Genomic DNA, 20531 nt, shown 5'->3' with positions numbered 1-20531 from the left:
TGATTATGATACTCTTCCTAATGTCCAAGTGACAAATATGTGTCGATTTTTTACTTTTAGGACAACCTCATTTGTACTTTAAATTTAATATCTCCCTATCTAATCCAAACGCGATGCAATGTGTGAAAATTTGCATTTCCAGGAAAGTTATCAGACTCCCATCTACTCGTTAATCCTTTTACCCCCCAATGATATGTTCCGTTTAACCAAAAAGGAAACTCTGTTAAGGCAATATTTCCTTGATTAGTATAGAAATTTGCGGCTGATGCTGGCAAGAAAGCATTGTGCCCTGCTAAAGTTGTATAGCTCGATTGAATACCACTCATGGAACCACTACCTGTTTTAATATAGGTAATTACTCCTGCCAACGATGTCTTGAAATGCATTATCCTTGGATTCTGATTCGTAATAGAATAGAAACGAACATCTGTAAATGTAAATTTATTCAACAGAGCAGGTATTGCATGACCCCAAGTGCTTGTTCCTGATTCATTCCCTCCTAAAGTACTAGATCCAAGTAAAGGTAAATCTGAAATTCTATTGGTCAGCGCAGGGTTTGTTCCTCCTTGATGCAAATAATTCAACACCATTGTCCAACCACCTCCATCTGTTGTCATATCACAATATCCTTGAAATTGTGTCCCGTCTGGTGTTCTTAAATAATAAACCCCATCTAGTGAACTAGGGTAATATGTTTTTATAGACTTACAAGAAGTGCAGGGTGTACTCGCAGATTGTCCATTTCCTGCCGCTACAAGTACTGTAACATCACACGATTTTGAACCAACGGTAATTGGAACGGTAATATTTCCTTCAAATCCAATTGGGACATTCCCTGTCACATCAAAAACAATATTCCCTCCTCCTGCATTCAAAGGTGTGTTTGGAGCTGTTAATGTTATACCCGAAGGAATGGATGAAGCAAAACTACCCGAAAAAACTCCAGAACCTCCTGTGTATGGAACTGTAACCGTATAGCCTGGGGTGATTGACGCACCACTTACCAATGTTGGGGCTGTTGTTGTAGCTCCTGCACAATTTAGGGTGGAAACATCTGTTACTGTGACAGGTAATGTTACCGTGCAAGAACTTCCACCTATTGAAACTGGAATTGAAACCGTTGGTGTGTTTACTGCCGTTCCTGTCAAGGTTAAAGTTACCGTACCACTTCCTACTGCAAAATTTCCTGGACTCAATAGTGCTAATAAATTACCATTTATTGGAGAAGTCACAAAAGTTTGAGAAGTATAGGGACCTCCATTTCCATCGGTATAAGGAATACTAACCGTAGCTGAAGTTGAAAAATTCTGAACCACGTTCCCGTTTAACGTTGCGCTTCCACAATCTAAAGTAGCAGCTCCTGCTCCTGGTGTCACTTCATACGTTATCGTACAAGATTTCCCTCCTATACTAATATCGAACGAAGCAGTACCCCAAGTTGTAGCCGTTCCTGTTATATAGATTGTTACAATACCACTCCCATTATTCACCATACCTGCAGGATAGAATGCAGTTAGCCCCGTTACTCCTGTAGAATTAACAGTATAGGACGAATAGGCTCCTCCATTACCTCCCGTATAAAAAAGAATAGTATTTACATTATTCGCTTGATTACCCGATATTAAAGAACCATTTTTAATAACTCCTGCACAATCTAACGAAAAAACAGTTGCAGCCGCCAGTGAACGATCTACGGACAAACAACTCCAAATAGTATTTGGACCATCGAAAAAAGAAAAACAACTTAAATCTGTGTCATAAACAATGAGTCCGTTAGAAGGTGAGACTATTGCTAGTTTCTCAGCGGTTGTCATTCTTGGTATTAACAACCCTTTTTCTGTAGAAAAAACATCTAATAATGAAGAAGCATCTGGGCTAGTTGTCCCAATTCCTACTTGGCTATAAACTGAAGCAGTCAGTACACCAAATAAAAACATCCAAATATGAAATTGTATTTTTTTTATCATAGCAATCTTTTTTAGAATTAACTTTAGTATGTTAACACATAAAGATAACTATTTTCAAACTAAATCTTGCTACAGGAAAAATATAGTATTTGTTAAAAAATTATTTTTCTGCTCACTTTTTATTATTGCTGTAAATCTTTACCAATATCATCAATACTTTCAAGAGGTTTTATTTGTTTCTTTTTCCATTTTTTTTCTAACAAATAGTAAAATAGCCAACAACTAAGTAATCCAATTGGCAAGCCTATTATTCCCATTAAAAGTGTATTATCCCAATCAATTTCAAAACCAAAAAACACACTTGCAATCCCTAAAATCAAACCTGCAATTGCACCACCAGCATAATATGTTACAACTCCCAAAATTGCAAATAACAATTTATTTTGATTGTATTTTTCTGCTAATTGATAAAAATATTTTCCGATAAAGAAAATTACTAAAATACCTAACATAACTGTGACTATTATAATTAAAAAAAGTATTCCGTCTTTCAACCGAATACTTTCACTGATTCAAATATATGATTTTATTTAAAAACTTAATTCAAAAACTTCTTCATTTACCTCATTACAACTTTTCATGTCTTCAACGAGAGCATCAATTTGCTCTTTGGTAACATTCGGCATACAAATTACATGCGCAACTTCCCCCTCTGTTGCTAATTGCCATTTCAATTTAATTTTATTTGAAGTTTTTGGAAAAACAACCGTAATTGCATTTGGATTTCTCCAAGCAGCTACACCAATTTCTTTTAACTTTTGTTCACAATATTCTGCTACTTCTAAACTTTTTAAATAACGTTCTCTTAATCCTCCTACATTCAGTTTTTTTAAGGCATACCATAAAAACAAAGGACAATGCCCATTCCTAGACCCTGTAATTGTTGTGTCTAATGATCCAATATAGGATATTCCTTTTGAAATTCGATCTCTATTAGATCGCTTAGTAATAATTACTCCCGTTGGGATTGGTGAGCCTATAAATTTATGGCCACTGATTGAGATACTATCTGCCCCATCTTGAAAGTCGAAAGGTAAACGAGGCTCCATAAAAGCACCATAAGTTCCCGATAATGCAGCATCGCAATGAATATAACAGTCTTGTATTGCTAAATTTCTTAGAATTCCTCTAATTTTTGAAACATCATCTTTTGCTTCTTTCATTGTTGTGCCAAAAGTAGTTAGAACAATTGCTGGTTTGTGACGATTCATTCTTAAAGTATTTTCAAAATCTTCATAGTCTATTTCACCATTTTCTTGTGAACGAATAACAATACTTGGAATGTTTAACAAATGAATATTTTTCCTAACACTATAGTGTGTTGACTCAGAATAATACACCATGGCTTTTGGATATAATTCTCTTGCTAAATACAATCCATACAAATTACTTTCTGAACCTCCATTGGTAACATATCCCCAATAATCATGTGGATTGGCTCTAAATAATTTTGCAAAAAAAGTCACTACTTCTCTTTCTAGTTCATGAGTTTGCACTTTATAGGTACCATCTTCAAAAGGGTCTCCTAGATTATTTATTGGATATTGAAGAAAATGTAAAATTTCAGAATAATCAAAATCTTTAGAAACAGGATATCCTAAAAAATTATTCCTTGCGTTTTCTATATAGTCATTTAATTCTACTAATCTTTGACTATCATTTACTGTTAATAAACTCATGTTAATGCCTTTTATATTTTAAAGCAAATTTATATTTATACAAATTAAAAAACTACATTAAAACAATAAATTAGTAAATTATACTAATAAAAATAATAAAAATAGATTTTTAATCATAAAAAATATTGTAATTACTCAAAAACAAAACACATCTTCGCTTAATACATAAAAAAAAAGAAACAAAATAGTTCATTCTGTTTCTTTTTATCTTTTAATCTATGACTTGTTTATTCTTTTCGCCATTTTTTTGTTTCTTCAAAAACATGCTCTAATATTCTTGCATCTATCTCTGTAAAATCAACGCGACGACGACTCATTACTACTTTTGCTACTTCAAATGCTTTTTTAGTCAAATACGTTGTAAATCCACTAGCTCCACCCCAAGAAAAGCTAGGCACAAAATTACGTGGAAATCCAGCACCAAATATATTAGTAGAAACTCCAATTACCGTTCCTGTATTGAACATAGTATTTATACCACATTTACTATGGTCTCCCATCATTAACCCACAAAATTGAAGCCCTGTCTTTGCAAAATTTTCAGTTTCATAACTCCACAATCGTACTTCTTCATAGTTATTCTTAAGATTAGAATTATTAGAATCTGCTCCAATATTACACCATTCTCCCAATACAGAATTACCTAAAAAACCATCATGAGCCTTGCTAGAATATCCAAACATAACAGAATTATTTACTTCACCTCCAACCTTACAAAAAGGACCAATTGTTGTGGCTCCGTATATTTTAGCTCCCATTTTTACTTGTGCTTCCTCACATAATGCAAATGGTCCACGAATAAGAGACCCTTCCATAATTTCTGCATTTTTCCCAATATATATTGGACCTGTTGAAGCATTTAAAGTCACAAATTCTAATTTAGCACCTTCTTCTATAAAAACATTTTCAGGAGCAATAACATTTACACTTTTAGGAATTGGTTCCGAAAATCGATCTTCAGTAATTAACTGATAATCTTCTCGGATAGCCATATCGTTTTTAGAAAATATATCCCAAGTGTTTTCAATACGCAAAATTTCTTCATCATAATCGATTAGATCATAGTCTTCAAAATCGACAGCTTCTTGAGAGTCATTAGCATAAAAAGCAATAATTTCTTCATCTACAATTATTGCCTGATTTTTTTCAAGATTTTTAATCATTTCTACCAAGACTTCGTTTGGAAAAAAAGAGGCATTAATCATTATATTCTCTTCCAATTCTACCATTGGAAATTTTTCCATCAAATATTCTTCCGTTAAAGTAGTAGTGGTATAACCCAAATATTTTTCCCATTTTTCGCGAATGGTCAAAATTCCCACACGAATATCTGCTACAGGACGAGTAAATGTAAAAGGGAGCAATGCATTGCGTACAGTTCCATCAAAAAGGATATAATTCATAATAGCTTAATTTGAAAGTGCCAAAGTTACAAAGTTTGAAAGTAAATACAGAAAAGTAAAGACATAAAAAAACCTTCCAAATTGGAAGGTTCTTGATATTTTTGATAAGATTCGATTATTTTTTATCGAATTTAGCATATTTCGTTTTGAATTTATCAATACGTCCAGCAGTATCGATAAGTTTCGATTTACCTGTGTAAAAAGGGTGAGATGTACGAGAAATCTCCATTTTGAAAACTGGATACTCTACACCTTCGTGCTCAATTGTTTCTTTAGTTTCTACAGTTGATTTTGTAATAAATACGTCATCGTTAGACATGTCTTTGAAAGCTACTAATCTGTAATTTTCTGGGTGAATTCCTTTTTGCATTTTGTAAATCTTTTTTATTTATGATTATAAATTGCTCCGCGGCTTTTTTATTTTATTAAAAAAGGTGTAAACAGTCTATAACCTTTTACGTTTATATTCTTTTATTTTCAGAGTGCAAATTTACACTAAATTTTTAATTTACAAACATAAGTGTAACATTTTTTATTTTTAGCTACTAATTAATCACAAACTTTATTATTTCTATATTTGTAAACTCTTAAAAGAAACTAACCATGAACGAAATTATCAAAAAAAACGGGATTAAATTTGGAATTATTAATGGTCTTGCATCTGTTTTAATTACTCTATACGCTTATCTTTTTAACTTAGAATTGTTTGGTTCACTATGGTTATTACTATTTGTAGTTATCTTCTTCTTAGTAATTAATATTGTATTATTACAAAAAACAAAAAAAGAGCTAAATAATGTTTTTAGTTTTAAAGAAGCTTTTACTACTTATTTTTTATGTTTAGTTATTGGAGTGAGTATTACGGTAATTTTTAATATTATTCTTTTTAATGTTATTGATACAGAATTAGGAGAGAAAGTAAAAGATGTTTCTATTGAATCTACTGTAAATTTCATGAAGAAATTTGGGGCTAAAACAGCAGAAATTAAAAAAACTGTTGAAGAGATAGAAAAATCCGACAATTATAGCATAACATCTCAAGTCAAAGGTTTTTTCTTAAATATTGCTGTCAGTTCAATATTTGGTCTTTTATTTGCCCTTATTTTCAAAAGTAAACCACAAGAACAATTCTAAATGAATTTATCCATAGTTATTCCTTTATTAAACGAACAAGAATCGTTACCAGAATTACACAATTGGATTGTGAAAGTTATGACTAGTCATAACTTTTCTTATGAAATATTGTTTATAGATGACGGAAGTACAGATGCTTCTTGGCAAACTATTGAACGGCTTTCATCACAAAACCCAAACGTTAAGGGTATTCGCTTCCTTAAAAATTATGGCAAAAGCCAAGCTCTTCATGCTGGGTTTGCTAAAGCAAAAGGTGATGTTATCATTACTATGGATGCTGATTTGCAAGACAGTCCAGATGAAATCCCTGAATTATATGAGTTAATTACTAAAGATAATTTTGATTTAATTTCTGGATGGAAAAAGAAACGATACGATTCGGTTCTCTTTAAAAATATTCCATCAAAATTATTCAATTGGGCTGCTCGGAAGACTTCTGGTGTTGTTTTAAACGATTTTAATTGCGGCTTAAAAGCCTATAAAAATGAAGTCATTAAGAACATTGAAGTTTCTGGAGAAATGCATCGCTACATTCCTGTTTTAGCAAAAAATGCAGGTTTCAGTAAAATTGGAGAAAAAGTTGTAATTCACCAAGCTAGAAAATATGGCAATTCTAAATTTGGAATGAATCGCTTTATAAATGGTTTTCTTGATTTAATTACTATTTGGTTTTTATCTAAGTTTGGAAAAAGACCAATGCATTTATTTGGACTATTGGGTACTATTATGTTTATTATTGGTTTTTGTCTTGCTGCTTATTTGGGAATTGACAAACTTTTTATTCATACCAAATCTAGACTAATTACAAGCAGACCTCAGTTTTACATTGCTCTTGTTAGCATGATTTTAGGGACTCAGCTCTTTTTAGCTGGCTTTTTAGGTGAAATTATTTTAAGAACAAAAAACAACGAAGAACGCTATAAAATTTCAAAAACAATTGAGTAAAACACCGTTTTTTATTGTTATTTTTAAAAACATTTAAAAGAAATTAGGGTATAAAAATCTTGCTATTAACCAAGATAAAGATAATACCAAAAAGAATATTATGCATATAGACAAACAAATTTTAGACAAAGTTAACGAGTGGTTAACTCCTGTGTTTGATTCTGAAACACAAAAAGCTATCACAAAAATGATGACCAGTGCTCCAAAAGAACTGGAAGATTCTTTTTATAAAAATCTTGAATTTGGCACAGGTGGTATGAGAGGCATAATGGGTGTTGGCACCAACCGAATCAATCAATACACTCTTGGAAAAAATACCCAAGGCTTGTCTAATTATTTAAAAAAAGTCTTTGCTGGAGAAGAATTAAAAGTAGCAATCGCCTATGATTGTCGTCATAACAGCAACACGCTAGCCAAAGTTGTTGCGAATGTTTTTTCTGCAAATGGCATTAAAGTCTATCTTTTCTCAGAACTAAGACCAACACCAGAGTTATCGTTTGCTGTTCGTCATTTAAACTGTCATGCAGGTATTGTTTTAACAGCTTCTCATAACCCTCCAGAATATAACGGATATAAAGTATATTGGCAAGATGGTGGACAGCTAGTACCACCTCAAGACAAGGAAATAATTGAAGTTATTGAGAACTTACAATACAGTGATATTAATTTTGAGGCAAATGAAAATTTAATAAAATATATCGATAGAGAAATTGACGAGGCCTTCTGGCAATCTACAGTTGAAAATGCAAGTTTTAACACTCCTCAATCTGCAAAAGATCAATTAAAAATAGTTTATACATCGCTTCACGGAACATCAATAAAAGCTATTCCAAATGTTTTAGAAAAAGCGGGTTACAAAGATGTCAATATTGTTGCTGAACAAGAACAACCCGACGGAAATTTCCCAACAGTTAAATCTCCAAATCCCGAAGAACCCGAAGCACTTACTATGGCTTTAGAGTTAGCTGAAAAAATCAATGCAGATATTGTTGTTGGAACAGACCCAGACAGTGATAGACTTGGTGTAGCTGTTCGTGATTTTGATGGTAATATGAAATTGCTCAACGGGAACCAATCTATGGTCATTATGACCGCTTTTTTACTAGAACAATGGAAAAGAGCTGACAAATTAACAGGAAACGAGTTCATTGGCTCGACTATTGTATCAACTCCATTAATGCTCGAATTAGCATCCGCCTATGATATTGAATGCAAGGTTGGTTTAACTGGTTTCAAATGGATTGCAAAGTTCATTAAAGATTTTCCAAATCAAAAATTCATTGGAGGTGGTGAAGAAAGTTTTGGTTTTATGATTGGTGATGCCGTGAGAGACAAAGATGCTGTTGGAGCCATTTTATTAGTCTGTGAAATTGCTGCACAAGCAAAAGCTGCAGGAAGTTCTCTTTTTAAAGAATTAGCAAATCTTTCATTAGATTATGGTTTTTATAAAGAACATTTAATTTCGATTACAAAAAAAGGAATTGAGGGAGCAAATGAAATCAAACAAATGATGGTTGATTTACGAGAAAACCCTTTAAAAGAAATAAACGGACAACGCGTGGTTTGCATTGAAGATTACCAAAGTTCGAAAGCATTAGATTTAATGAGTAATGAATCCTATGAAATTACTATTCCAAAATCGAATGTTTTGATTTATTATTTAGAAGATGGTAGTAAAATTTGTGCAAGACCAAGCGGTACTGAACCTAAAATTAAATTCTATTTCAGTGTGAATGCAGCTTTACATTCTATTGAAGATTATAATACCGTTGAGCAGGAGCTTGATACTAAAATTAAAAATATTATTGCTGAGATGCAATTGAACTAAATGAAAAAAAGTACTTTTTACAAAATTCTAAAATTTGCACTTCCCTATAAGCGATTTGCATTTCTTAACATCTTTTTCAATATTTTATACGCTTTATTTAATGCTTTGTCATTTGTAATGCTAATTCCAATGCTAGATGTTATGTTTGGCACTACGAATAAAGTCTTTGAAAAACCTGTTTACACCTCTATATTTGAACTTAAAAACTTTTTAAAAAACTATCTAGATTACAGTATTACTACAGCAAAAGCATCTAGTCCAGAAAACGCATTGCTGATCATGATAGCTTTGGTTATTTCTACTTTTCTGTTAAAAAATATTTTCAACTATTTAGCAGTTTACAATGTTACTTTTTTAAGAAATGGAACACTTCGAGATTTACGAATTGCACTATACAAGAAAGTGATTCATTTACCTCTTGGTTTTTATTCCGAAAAACGTCGTGGTGATGTAATGGTACGCTTAACCAATGATGTAGGAGAAGTACAATTTTCATTTTTATCCATTCTTGAAATTATATTTAAAGAACCATTAACAATTATTATTACGTTAATAATAATGTTTACCATGAGTGTTGAGTTAACCATTTTTGTAATGGTATTTATTCCTCTGTCTGGAATAATAATTTCTAAATTAGGAAAAAGCTTAAAACGTAAATCAGGTAAAGTGCAACAAGAATCTGGTGTTTTTTTATCAATATTAGATGAAACTCTATCTGGCTTAAAAGTGATTAAAAGTTATAATTCTGAAGACAACTTCAAAAATAAATTTACAGATTCTGCTAATAAACTATATCGATACACCAACAGTTTATTAAATAGAAACAACATTGCCTCCCCTCTAAGTGAGTTTTTAGGGATTGTAGTTATTGCAACTTTATTATGGTATGGTGGAAAAATGGTCTTAATTGATCAATCCTTAAAAGGAACTGACTTCATAGGCTATATGCTATTAGCCTATGGTATTTTAACTCCTGCAAAAGCCATCTCCAAAGCCAATTATACACTTAAGTCCTCGATGGCTGCGGCTGATAGGGTTCTAGAAATTCTTGAACAAGAAAACACAATCACATCCAAAGAAAATGCATTCATAAAAAAATCTTTTGAAGACAAAATATCCATTTCAAAAATCAATTTTGCTTACCAAGAAGAAAAAGTTTTAAAGAATTTTTCACTTGATATTCCTAAAGGAAAAATGGTTGCATTGGTTGGACAATCTGGAAGCGGAAAAAGTACTATTGCTAATTTACTAACCCGTTTTTACGACATTCAAGATGGAGACATTAATATTGATGGCGTTTCTATTAAAGATTGGGATATTCATGCGCTTCGTGGTTTAATGGGATTAGTAACGCAAGACTCCATTTTGTTTAATGATTCTGTGAAAAACAACATACTTATTGGCAAACCAGATGCTACTGATGAAGAAATTATTGAGGCTTTAAAAATTGCCAATGCCTACGAGTTTGTAAAAAATTTACCAAACGGAATAGAAACTAATATTGGTGATGCTGGTGGAAAATTATCTGGTGGGCAAAAACAACGCTTGTCTATCGCTCGTGCTGTATTGAAAAATCCTCCTATTATGATTTTAGACGAGGCTACTTCTGCATTAGATACAGAAAGTGAAAAATTAGTACAGGTTGCTCTAGAGAATATGATGCAAAACAGAACTTCGATTGTTATTGCGCATCGCCTTTCTACAATTCAAAAAGCAGATACAATTATTGTAATGCAAAAAGGCCAAATTGTAGAACAAGGGTCTCACATTGAACTGTTAGCTAAAAATGGCACTTATGCTAATTTAGTGAATTTACAATCCTTTGAATAGATTGCACTATGAATATAAAATCCTTTTTTAATAGTACTACTCTTTTTATCTTAAGCTTACTTATAAGCTCATTTACTAATTCTGAAAAAGCAGATGCAATTATAGGTAAATGGCTAACAGCAGGAGAAGACAATGCAAAAGTTGAAATATTTAAATCGGGTTCTAAATATTATGGTAAGATTATTTGGTTACAAAATCCAATTAGAGATGGTGAGAAAGCCTTAGACAAAAAGAATCCAGACAAAAAGAAACGAAACAACCCAATAATAGGATTGCAAATTATTTCTGGTTTTGAATATAATGCAGAAGAAAATGTTTGGGAAAATGGAAAAATTTACGACCCTGAATCTGGAAAAACATATAGTTGTACTATTAAAAAAGAAAACAACAAACTAAAGGTTAGAGGTTATATTGGCATTTCCTTATTAGGCAGAACTGAAATTTGGACAAAAACCAATTAATTAACATTCATACTCTTGGAAATTTCACTACATTTGAGAATAATGTTGTTCCAATATGTATGTTAATAGTATCGATATTAATTTAGCTAATAACGACAATCTTGTTGTTTGGAAGTATTTAGATCTATCTAAGTTTTTAGACATGCTTTTATCTCAAAAGCTATTTATGTCTCGTTCTGATAAATTTGAAGATCAATACGAAGGTACATTTTCAGAACCTACTTTTGAAGAAATTAAAAAAATTGCAGCAAGCAATCCTAAGTTTTTAGACTACTACAAATCGCACCGAGAAAAAGTAGTGATTAGTAGTTGGCATGCAAATGAATATGAGTCTTTCGCAATGTGGCAAATTTTCACGAAAAACAATGAAGGTCTTGCAATCCAATCTACTATAGGGAGATTAAAAGAAGCTTTGAAAGCAGAAAAGCATTTTGAACAACACATTGGCAATGTTAACTATATTGACTATAAGAAGGAATATATTCCTTTTGAGGACACTTTTTTCCCTTTTTTATTCAAGCGAAAAAGTTTTCAATATGAACGAGAGATTCGAATAATTTCCGATGTAAGTACTTCAAAAATATCATTGAACGATGGTTTGAAAATTGATGTTGATATTAATCTACTCATTGAGAAAGTCTATATTCATCCGAAAAGTGAAAACTGGTATAAAAACTTAGTTATAGAAATGGTAAAAAAATTAGGCTATACTATTTCAATTGAAAAATCGGATTTAGAAAGCGATATTCTGATTTAACTTAAATTAAGCATAAAAACACTATCACGAAATCTATATTATAAAAGCTAAACGTTATTTTGTCAATATCCTATATGCTAAACTATTATACAAGCCATCTTTTCTATCATGTTCAATAGTATTCCAAAGTAGGATTTTATATTGAAAAAAATCTATGTAATTTATTTCAATTTCATTTCCTGCTACAAAAACAAAATCTTTTTTTACATTCTCAATTTTTGATTTAAATTCATCCTTTATTTCTCTAGTTGAATATTTTTTCAACAAATTACTTTTAACTTCATTTAATAATTCTTCATTTATAGTTAAAAATAAAATTGAGATAGCAGATTGATTTGCTTTTTCAATATCACCTAATGCAGTTAGTATTCTAAAGTTTCTATGCTCGTATTGAAGAATATCTCGTATAAAAGCATTTCCACAACCATAAAACTTTTGCTTATCTTTTTTAACTGTTTGTTCAAGACGTTCTAAAGCCAATTGATACTCTTCCAACTCAAAATAAATATCCGACAACAGAAACAATGATTTCTGTATAATTACCTCATTACTTTGCAAAAAAAGATTTTCTACTTCATAATCTTCTACAAAAACACTTTTATCGCATTTAAAATTGGTTTCGTATTTCTCTTCTTTTAAAACATGTAGTAAAACCTCTTTAGATTCTTCATATTTTTTTAACTGAAAAAGCCCGCAAGCAATATTAAAATCAATTGCTTTCATGCAAGAATTATTTTGAGCTCCTTCTTTTAATAGCCTTGTTTTAGCCAAGAATACTTTATAATTTTCTTTATAATAAAGCTCTGACAATACTACTGTTTTTTCACATAAACTTTCTTGAGAAAAGAATATAAAAGGGATAAAAAATAAAAACAGTATTTTTTTCAAATTCTTATTTGTTTTACTTAATCATAAAACTATTAGATCGGCATATACTCTTCAACCTTCCAATCATCACTTAAAAGATTTACAAAGTGATAATGCACTTTATCATTCTTATCAAAGGCTCCATTTTTATTTATATCTTCTATACAACGTAAGTATAGACGGTTTTGGGCTTCAATAATATTCCAATCAATCAGTTCTTGCAATGATTCTGTTATTTTAGTAAAACGAGAACCATCAACACTACTTAAATATAAAGATTTAATGTCGTTCTGATCTATTTTACCATCTTTATTAGTATCGTTATCTACTAAGGTATAAACTAAAATTTGCTTTCTTGTCTTCTCTGCTATTGTATTTAAAAATGTAACAGTCTGAATTTGAACTTTTTCTTCCGTTAATGGTTTTACTGTAGTTGAATCAACATGTTGAAATTTTAAATTTTCAAAATATCCTGTTAATTCAAATCGGTTATAGTTTGAAATTGCATAACTAACCTGATTTGTCTTACTAGAACCATACACTTTACTATAATCATCATATACACGAATGTCTCCTACGGGGTGAATTAAAAACTTTGTCCCTTCCATTAAAATAGGTAAATCTGCAATTTTAATAGAAGTAGAATCTACCTTTTTTAGTTCTTCTGTATTTTTTGCTTCTTCATAAATTACTTTCGGAGTTGGTTGCTCTTGCTCTTTACAACTTACTAAAAGTGCTATTGCTAAAAAAGGAATATAACGTGATATGATTTTCATGAATATAAAATTTATTTTAAACTCTCAAACTCAACCTCTGTTTTAGCTGCAATGATTTGTTTCTAAAAACCAATTATTGTTTGAAAATTATAGTCAAATATACTAATTTTTTAATTTCATTTAAATTACAAGCGTGCAATTAACTTTACATTAAAAACTCGGGTTGTCATAAAATTAGGAATTCCATATTGTGATTTTGTATATACATCTCTAACCCAAGTATTCGTAATTGCATTTTGATTATTGAAGAGGTTAAAAATTTCCAATCCTAAAGATAACTCACTAAAAGGTTTTAACCATTTTTTCTCAGATTTGATTTTTTCATCTTTAAACACATAAGAAAATCCAGTATCTGCTCTTCTATAATCTTTTAGACGCAATTGAAAATCATACGGATCCGCATAAGATGGTGAACCTCCAGGTAATCCTGTATTATATACCAAATTTAAATATACTTTTACGTTTGGTATATTAGGCATATAATCTTGAAAAAGCAATCCGAATTTTAATCGTTGATCGGTTGGCCTTGCAATATACCCTCTTTCATTGTAGTTTTCTTCTGTTTTTAAAAAACCAAAACTAAACCATGATTCTGTTCCTGGCACAAATTCTCCATTCAATCTTGCATCAAAACCATATACATATGCCTTAGCATTATTATCTGCTCTATATCGAATTCGAACATTATCAATGGTACACACATTAACGTCTGATATATCTTTATAATAACCTTCTGTTAACAGTTTAAATGGTCTGTTCCAAATTTTAAAACTATAATCACTACTTAATACCAAATGAATTGATTTTTGTGCTTTCACATTGGGCTGTACTACTCCATCATAATCTCTCAATTCTCTGTAAAAAGGCGGCTGATGATACATTCCTCCTGACACCCTAAATAGAATATCCTTTTCCCAATCTGGTTTAAAAGCAAATTGAATTCTTGGAGAAATTGTCATTTGACTGTTTCCATTTATATTTTCTCCTGAAACCTGCCATTGATGTGCCCGAACACCAGCATTAAGCCAATATTTATGTGCTCCAAAAACACCTCTATAATTCCATTGAGCATAACCCGAAAACCTATTGATTGTGGTATAATTTGTTGCTCTCACATTTTTATATGGTGCCAAAGGACCTGTGTAAGGATTATACGGTTGGTCATTTTGATATTCTAAAATTGGAGCTGGCAAAGAGAAACCTGCCGAATCCACAACTTCCCATTCTACAATTCTATCTCTTATGTCTTCACGAGTATATTTGAAACCCCATTCTATTTGTGTCTTTTCATTTATTTCATGAAATCCTTTAGTTTCTGCATTAAAGATTAAAGCATCTAAATCATTTCTCGCATGATTTAATTGTGAACCAATACCTCTAGAAAAAACGACATCTCCAAAAGTTTCTGAACCAATATTCGAGTCTACTTCGCCAAGACGATATTGTGCTAAAATATCATAATATTCTTGCTCTTGGGTGTGATAGGTAGAAGCTATAAACTTTAATTTATTTTTATCATTATATTGGTAAGTAGATTTTACTGCTCCAAAAAATGTTAAATACTCGTCATTTTCCTGACCTTCATAGAAAACCAATAAGGCTACTGGATCACTAATCGTCCCAAAGTTTGTTTGCCTCGTTAGAGGTTGGTAATTATAAGTATTTTGTGAAATATTCCCTAAAAAACTCCAATTCCATTTTGTGGAAGCATTAAAATTTAACAAAGTTTGAATATCAATGAATTTAGGTCTAAAATTTGTTTCTGTTTCCTGACTATTTACTAATAAACTATTATCTCTGTATCGAATACCTGTAATATTACTCCATTTCTGATTCTTAGAAATACCTTCTGCTGTAATTCCTCCTCCCAATAAACTTGCCTCTACACCAACTTTGAATCTTTTAGGATTTCGATAAGTAATATCTAAAACAGACGATAACTTATCTCCATATTTTGCTTGAAATCCTCCAGCAGAAAAGTCTACATTTTCCACCATATCTGTATTGGTAAAACTTAAGCCTTCTTGTTGCCCTGAACGAATTAAAAATGGGCGATATACTTCAATCTCATTTACATAAACTAAATTTTCATCATAATTTCCACCACGTACCGCATAAGACGTGCTTAGTTCATTATTCGAATAAACTCCAGGTAATGTTTTCACAATATTCTCAATTCCAGCATTTGCTCCCGGAATTTTTCGTATTAATACAGGATCTATTGTTGTTATCCCTTCAATTCTTTTCTTATTATTACCTGTTACAACTACTTCTGATATTTGAGTAACTTTTGAGTTCATCACTGGATGTAATTCAAAATCTTCATTAGGCTTTAAATTTATTTTCAAAGTAACACTTTTAAACGTTAGATGAGAAAAAACCACAGTTACATCTTTATTTGCTGGCACTTCCAACGAATAAAATCCATTTGCGTTTGTGATTGTTCCTGTCTCTCCTACCTTAATACTTACATTTTCGATAGGACTATTAAACTCGTCTAAAATAACTCCTTTTATCCTAGCTGTTTGCGCTGCATTGAATTGTGCAAAAAAACATAAAACCAATAAAAAAAATAGCTTCTTCAATTATATAAAACTTTAATTGTTCATAAAAAAATGTGACTCAAAGGTAGTTGAATTTTGCATATCATCGGTTACAACAACTTTAAAATCATTTCTTCCCTCACTATACACACCATCACTTAACGTATGAATTAACTTTTTAGTCTTATAATCATATTCCATTAAAATCCATTTCCCGTTTAAATATCCATTGTAGGTATTAATCCCAGACATAGTATCAGAAATAGAAACACTCAACGTTTTTTGATTTTTTAAATTTCTCCCTTCCACAAAGTTCACATTATATATCCTAGGTGGAACAGAATCTTGAGCCAATTTATATTTATCTAAATAACGCACTCTAGTTGAAAATGTATTCCCTTTTCTATAAGTATTATTATAACTTAATCGATGACCATCTAACGAAGCAATAAAGGTTTTGCTTAATTCTTCTTCTGAAAGCCCTTCTACATTATTAAATGTAATTGTTATATTTTTATGAACAGGTATATTTTCATTTGAAAAAGACAAAATACCATCTTTTACATCAAAGTCAAAACTAAAATCGTCATAAAAAGCATTTTCAGGCACGTAAACAGATACATTTTCTTTTGTATAATTATTTTCAACTTTAGATTTCAGAAAATATGGTAATTGTGCTTCCGTCTTTAAAACAACACTGTTTTGTTCTTGAAATTCAACTGGAATAATTAAAGTAGCTTTGTTATTGTGAAAATCTGAAATTTCAACTTTATAATTATAATTTGTATTGGGTTGAGGATTTATGATACCATTATTCTTACTCGCTTTTATAACAGACAAAGGATAGTTGGAATAATGAAATAATCTCTGAACCCTTTGTTTCATTAATTTATACCTTTCATAATCTATTAAATTATTGATATACCTACTTTCATCAAAAGAAAATGAATCAAAATCATATTGATAATATAAAACACCGTTCAAATATGCACTCACTTTAAAAACGCCATTTTTATTATAGGGATTAGTACAATAATCATATGCATTAATTCCAAATCCAACTTTTCCATTTACTACAACTTTAGAAGCCAAATAAGTCCCATCTGCTTGTTTATTAAATGAAACAGTAACTGGTTTATTAGAAGCATTAACAATTGCTCCTTCTACAGGATAAGCCACAATACCTTGTAAAAAAGGATCTTTAGTATCATTTGCGAGCTTATTAAATCCAAAATATAAAGGATTCACGATGTGTTCTGTTTTAGTATCTCTAAACTCAAAATGTAAATGAGGACCACCACTACCTCCTGAATTACCTGAAAATGCAATAACATCTCCTTGTTTTACAGGCAACTCAGAAGCACTAGGAAACAACTCCACTTCGAAAGATTTTTGATTATACTGTGCTTTTCTTATATATTCCTCGATTGCACCGTTTGCCTTTTGTAAATGGCCATAAACTGTAGTAAAACCATTAGGATGAGTTATATATATAGCCTTTCCATAACCAAAAGTAGAAATCTTAATTCTTGACACATAACCGTCTCCAACAGCAAAAACATCTAATCCCTGTTTATTATTTGTCTTTAAATCTAATCCAGCATGAAAATGATTACTCCTTAACTCACCAAAAGATCCAGAAACATCTAGAGGGATAGATAAAGGAGAAATAAATTCTTTAGGATATTCTTTTTGAGAAAATGCAGATGTTGCAAAAAGAAGAAATAAAAATAATTTGTTCATGTTTGTGATTATTGTGTATTTTGCTAAAGTTATGAAAAAAATTGTCTACAAATATACGTAAGAAAAAACATGCTTCATAACTACTTAATAACCAAATTATTAAAAAAAAATATTTTTTTTACACAATTTTTTTAAAAAACTATTGTTAATATCCAATAGTAATACTAATTTTGTAGAAATAGAAATGAATTTTATCATTCATGAATGGATTATCTGAATTAATTGATTCTCTAGAGATTAAATTTTTCAAGCTCAACCAAAAATTGATTAAACTTGAGAAAAAAAACATGGAATTATTAGAAAAAATTGAAGAATCTGAAAAAATTCAGGAGCAACAATCAAATGAAATTGCAAATCTCAAAAATCAGTTAGACAATCTAAGAATGGTAAATACGCTATTAGGCAGTGAAGAAGATAAAAGAGAAACAAAGCTCAAAATAAATTCATTAATTCGAGAAATCGATTATTGCATAGCACAACTTTCTGATTAGAAAGCATGAGTGAAAAATTAAAAATAAAAATATCAATTGCAGACAGAGTTTACCCTCTAACTATTGAAGAAACGCAAGAAGAAGCTCTAAGAAGCGCTTCGAAAAAGATTGATATTATGATTAAGCAATTTGAACAAAGCTATGCTGTTAGAGACAAACAAGATGTATTAGCTATGTGTGCATTACAATTTGCATCTCAAGTAGAACAAAAACAATTAGATGTTTCACAAGATTACGATTCATCTTTTGATCGATTAAAGAATTTAGATAAAAAATTGAGTGAATTACTCTCAAAACAATAACGTTCATACATAATAAAAAATAAGATACTGCCTACATTAGTATATATTTGATAAACTCAACACTAACAAATTAAAATGAGTGAATCTTCGTAACTATTGCAAGCCCTTAAGTGGGAAGCTTGAAATACGAGTTAGCTCAAAACTTGTCTTTACGAGTTTATACAAACACCTAATGTAGGCTTTTTTTATATATAATTTTCACAAACAACATGGATATAGTAAGTATAATAATTGGGATTTTTGTAGGTATTGGAGTAGGATTTGGGATTGCAAAATTTTTAGAAAAAAGCAATGTATCTACTCTAATTAAAAACGCAAAAAAAGAAGCTTCATCTATTTTAAAGGATGCAAAAGCTGAAGCTGAATCTATAAAGAAGGATAAAATTCTTCAAGCAAAAGAGAAATTCCTAGAATTAAAAACAGAACACGAACAAGTTATTTTGTCTCGTGATAAAAAAATGGCAGATGCCGAAAAAAGAACTAGAGATAAAGAGTCTCAAATTTCTAATGAATTAGCAAAAACTAAACGATTAAACGAAGATGTTGATGCTAAAATTGCAGATTACAACAACCGCATTGATTTCTTAGAAAAGAAACAACAAGAAATTGACAAATTACACAAAAGTCAAGTTGAACAACTAGAAGTAATTTCTGGTTTATCTGCAGAAGAGGCTAAAAATCAATTAGTAGAAAGTTTAAAAGCAGAAGCAAAAACATCTGCCATGTCTTTTATCCAAACTACTATTGAAGAGTCAAAAATGACAGCTCAACAAGAAGCTAAAAAAATAATCATAAACACCATTCAACGCGTAGGAACAGAAGAAGCAGTTGAAAATTGTGTCTCTGTTTTTAACATTGAATCTGACGATGTAAAAGGAAGAATTATTGGTAGAGAAGGAAGAAACATTAGAGCTTTAGAAGCAGCAACTGGTGTTGAAATTATTGTTGACGATACTCCAGAAGCAATTATTCTTTCTTGTTTTGACCCTGTAAGAAGAGAAGTTGCAAGGTTAGCACTTCACAAACTAGTTACAGATGGAAGAATACACCCTGCAAGAATTGAAGAAATTGTTGCTAAAACACAAAAACAAATCGAGGAAGAAATCATTGAAGTTGGAAAACGTACTGTGATTGATTTAGGAATTCATGGATTACACCCAGAATTAATTAAGATTGTGGGTAGAATGAAATACCGTTCTTCATACGGACAAAACTTACTACAACACTCTAGAGAAGTAGCAAATCTTTGTGGTATCATGGCCGCAGAACTTGGTCTAAATGTTAAATTAGCAAAAAGAGCTGGTTTACTTCACGATATTGGTAAAGTTCCAGATACAGAAAGCGAACTTCCTCACGCTATCTTAGGTATGCAGTGGGCAGAAAAATACGGTGAAAAAGAAGAAGTTTGTAATGCAATTGGAGCTCACCATGATGAAATTGAAATGAAGTCTCTAATCTCTCCAATTATTCAGGTTTGTGATGCAATTTCTGGAGCTAGACCTGGAGCTAGAAGACAAGTTTTAGATTCATACATACAACGATTAAAAGACCTAGAAGATATTGCTTTCGGTTTCAATGGCGTTAAAAATGCATATGCCATTCAAGCAGGTAGAGAACTTCGTGTAATTGTTGAAAGCGAAAAAGTAAGTGACGAAATGGCTTCTAATTTATCTTTTGAAATTTCTCAAAAAATACAAACAGAGATGACCTATCCAGGTCAAGTTAAAATCACTGTAATTAGAGAAACTAGAGCTGTAAATATCGCCAAATAAACCACTACTCTTTAAAACTAACAAAAACGGGCT

18 protein-coding genes are annotated in these 20531 nt (G+C 31.0%); 9 read left to right on the top strand and 9 right to left on the bottom strand.

Annotated elements, in window-relative coordinates; translation table 11 throughout:
* Positions 1–95 precede the first annotated feature (95 nt).
* The 5 genes from ACZ49Z_RS12020 to ACZ49Z_RS12000 all read right to left on the bottom strand — a co-directional run bounded on the left by ACZ49Z_RS12020 (position 96) and on the right by ACZ49Z_RS12000 (position 5419).
* Positions 96–1967, bottom strand: a complete 1872-nt coding sequence (locus ACZ49Z_RS12020) for a fibrinogen-like YCDxxxxGGGW domain-containing protein (protein WP_464304560.1) — start codon at positions 1965–1967, stop codon at positions 96–98.
* Positions 1968–2089: 122 nt separating this feature from the next.
* Positions 2090–2419, bottom strand: coding sequence for a hypothetical protein (locus tag ACZ49Z_RS12015; protein WP_464304559.1), 330 nt, complete (start codon positions 2417–2419; stop codon positions 2090–2092).
* A gap of 78 nt (positions 2420–2497) precedes the next feature.
* Entirely contained in the window at positions 2498–3646 is a 1149-nt protein-coding gene (locus ACZ49Z_RS12010; RefSeq protein WP_464304558.1) for a histidine decarboxylase, read from the bottom strand.
* A 227-nt stretch (positions 3647–3873) separates the two neighbouring features.
* Entirely contained in the window at positions 3874–5049 is a 1176-nt protein-coding gene (locus ACZ49Z_RS12005; RefSeq protein WP_464304557.1) for a GlmU family protein, read from the bottom strand.
* A gap of 115 nt (positions 5050–5164) precedes the next feature.
* Positions 5165–5419, bottom strand: a complete 255-nt coding sequence (locus tag ACZ49Z_RS12000; protein ID WP_464304556.1) for a type B 50S ribosomal protein L31 — start codon at positions 5417–5419, stop codon at positions 5165–5167.
* A 233-nt stretch (positions 5420–5652) separates the two neighbouring features.
* Here ACZ49Z_RS12000 and ACZ49Z_RS11995 point away from each other — a divergent pair, with 233 nt between their 5' ends.
* From ACZ49Z_RS11995 to ACZ49Z_RS11970, 6 genes are all read left to right on the top strand, one after another.
* Positions 5653–6183: a DUF4199 domain-containing protein gene (locus tag ACZ49Z_RS11995; protein WP_464304555.1), complete on the top strand. Its 531-nt coding sequence runs from the start codon at positions 5653–5655 to the stop codon at positions 6181–6183.
* Entirely contained in the window at positions 6184–7128 is a 945-nt protein-coding gene (locus tag ACZ49Z_RS11990; RefSeq protein WP_464304554.1) for a glycosyltransferase family 2 protein, read from the top strand.
* Positions 7129–7228: 100 nt separating this feature from the next.
* Positions 7229–8956 (top strand): phospho-sugar mutase, encoded by a 1728-nt coding sequence (locus tag ACZ49Z_RS11985; RefSeq protein WP_464304553.1) that lies wholly within the window; start codon positions 7229–7231, stop codon positions 8954–8956.
* On the top strand, positions 8957–10786 hold the full coding sequence (locus ACZ49Z_RS11980; protein WP_464304552.1) for an ABC transporter ATP-binding protein: 1830 nt from the start codon (positions 8957–8959) through the stop codon (positions 10784–10786).
* A gap of 8 nt (positions 10787–10794) precedes the next feature.
* Positions 10795–11247 (top strand): DUF2147 domain-containing protein, encoded by a 453-nt coding sequence (locus tag ACZ49Z_RS11975; RefSeq protein ID WP_464304551.1) that lies wholly within the window; start codon positions 10795–10797, stop codon positions 11245–11247.
* 55 nt (positions 11248–11302) lie between these two features.
* The gene (locus ACZ49Z_RS11970; RefSeq protein ID WP_464304550.1) at positions 11303–12004 is read left to right on the top strand and encodes a hypothetical protein; all 702 of its coding nucleotides are present in this window, start codon (positions 11303–11305) and stop codon (positions 12002–12004) included.
* 54 nt (positions 12005–12058) lie between these two features.
* Here ACZ49Z_RS11970 and ACZ49Z_RS11965 read toward each other — a convergent pair whose 3' ends face one another.
* From ACZ49Z_RS11965 to ACZ49Z_RS11950, 4 genes are all read right to left on the bottom strand, one after another.
* Entirely contained in the window at positions 12059–12892 is an 834-nt protein-coding gene (locus ACZ49Z_RS11965; RefSeq protein WP_464304549.1) for a hypothetical protein, read from the bottom strand.
* A 32-nt stretch (positions 12893–12924) separates the two neighbouring features.
* A complete protein-coding gene (locus ACZ49Z_RS11960; RefSeq protein ID WP_464304548.1) occupies positions 12925–13647 on the bottom strand; it encodes a hypothetical protein in 723 nt (240 codons plus the stop codon).
* 125 nt (positions 13648–13772) lie between these two features.
* On the bottom strand, positions 13773–16232 hold the full coding sequence (locus tag ACZ49Z_RS11955; protein WP_464304547.1) for a TonB-dependent receptor: 2460 nt from the start codon (positions 16230–16232) through the stop codon (positions 13773–13775).
* A 12-nt stretch (positions 16233–16244) separates the two neighbouring features.
* On the bottom strand, positions 16245–17933 hold the full coding sequence (locus ACZ49Z_RS11950; RefSeq protein ID WP_464304546.1) for a M23 family metallopeptidase: 1689 nt from the start codon (positions 17931–17933) through the stop codon (positions 16245–16247).
* A 287-nt stretch (positions 17934–18220) separates the two neighbouring features.
* Between ACZ49Z_RS11950 and ACZ49Z_RS11945 the strand changes: the two genes are divergently transcribed.
* The 3 genes from ACZ49Z_RS11945 to rny all read left to right on the top strand — a co-directional run bounded on the left by ACZ49Z_RS11945 (position 18221) and on the right by rny (position 20498).
* Positions 18221–18424, top strand: a complete 204-nt coding sequence (locus ACZ49Z_RS11945) for a hypothetical protein (protein WP_464304545.1) — start codon at positions 18221–18223, stop codon at positions 18422–18424.
* A gap of 5 nt (positions 18425–18429) precedes the next feature.
* Positions 18430–18726, top strand: coding sequence for a cell division protein ZapA (locus tag ACZ49Z_RS11940; protein ID WP_464304544.1), 297 nt, complete (start codon positions 18430–18432; stop codon positions 18724–18726).
* Between the two features lie 209 nt (positions 18727–18935).
* Positions 18936–20498 (top strand): ribonuclease Y, encoded by a 1563-nt coding sequence (rny, locus tag ACZ49Z_RS11935; protein ID WP_464304543.1) that lies wholly within the window; start codon positions 18936–18938, stop codon positions 20496–20498.
* The last annotated feature ends 33 nt before the right edge of the window (positions 20499–20531 follow it).

It is taken from the genome of Flavobacterium sp. KY-23415, assembly GCF_055384985.1.
This window is presented reverse-complemented; position numbering and strand designations above follow the sequence as displayed.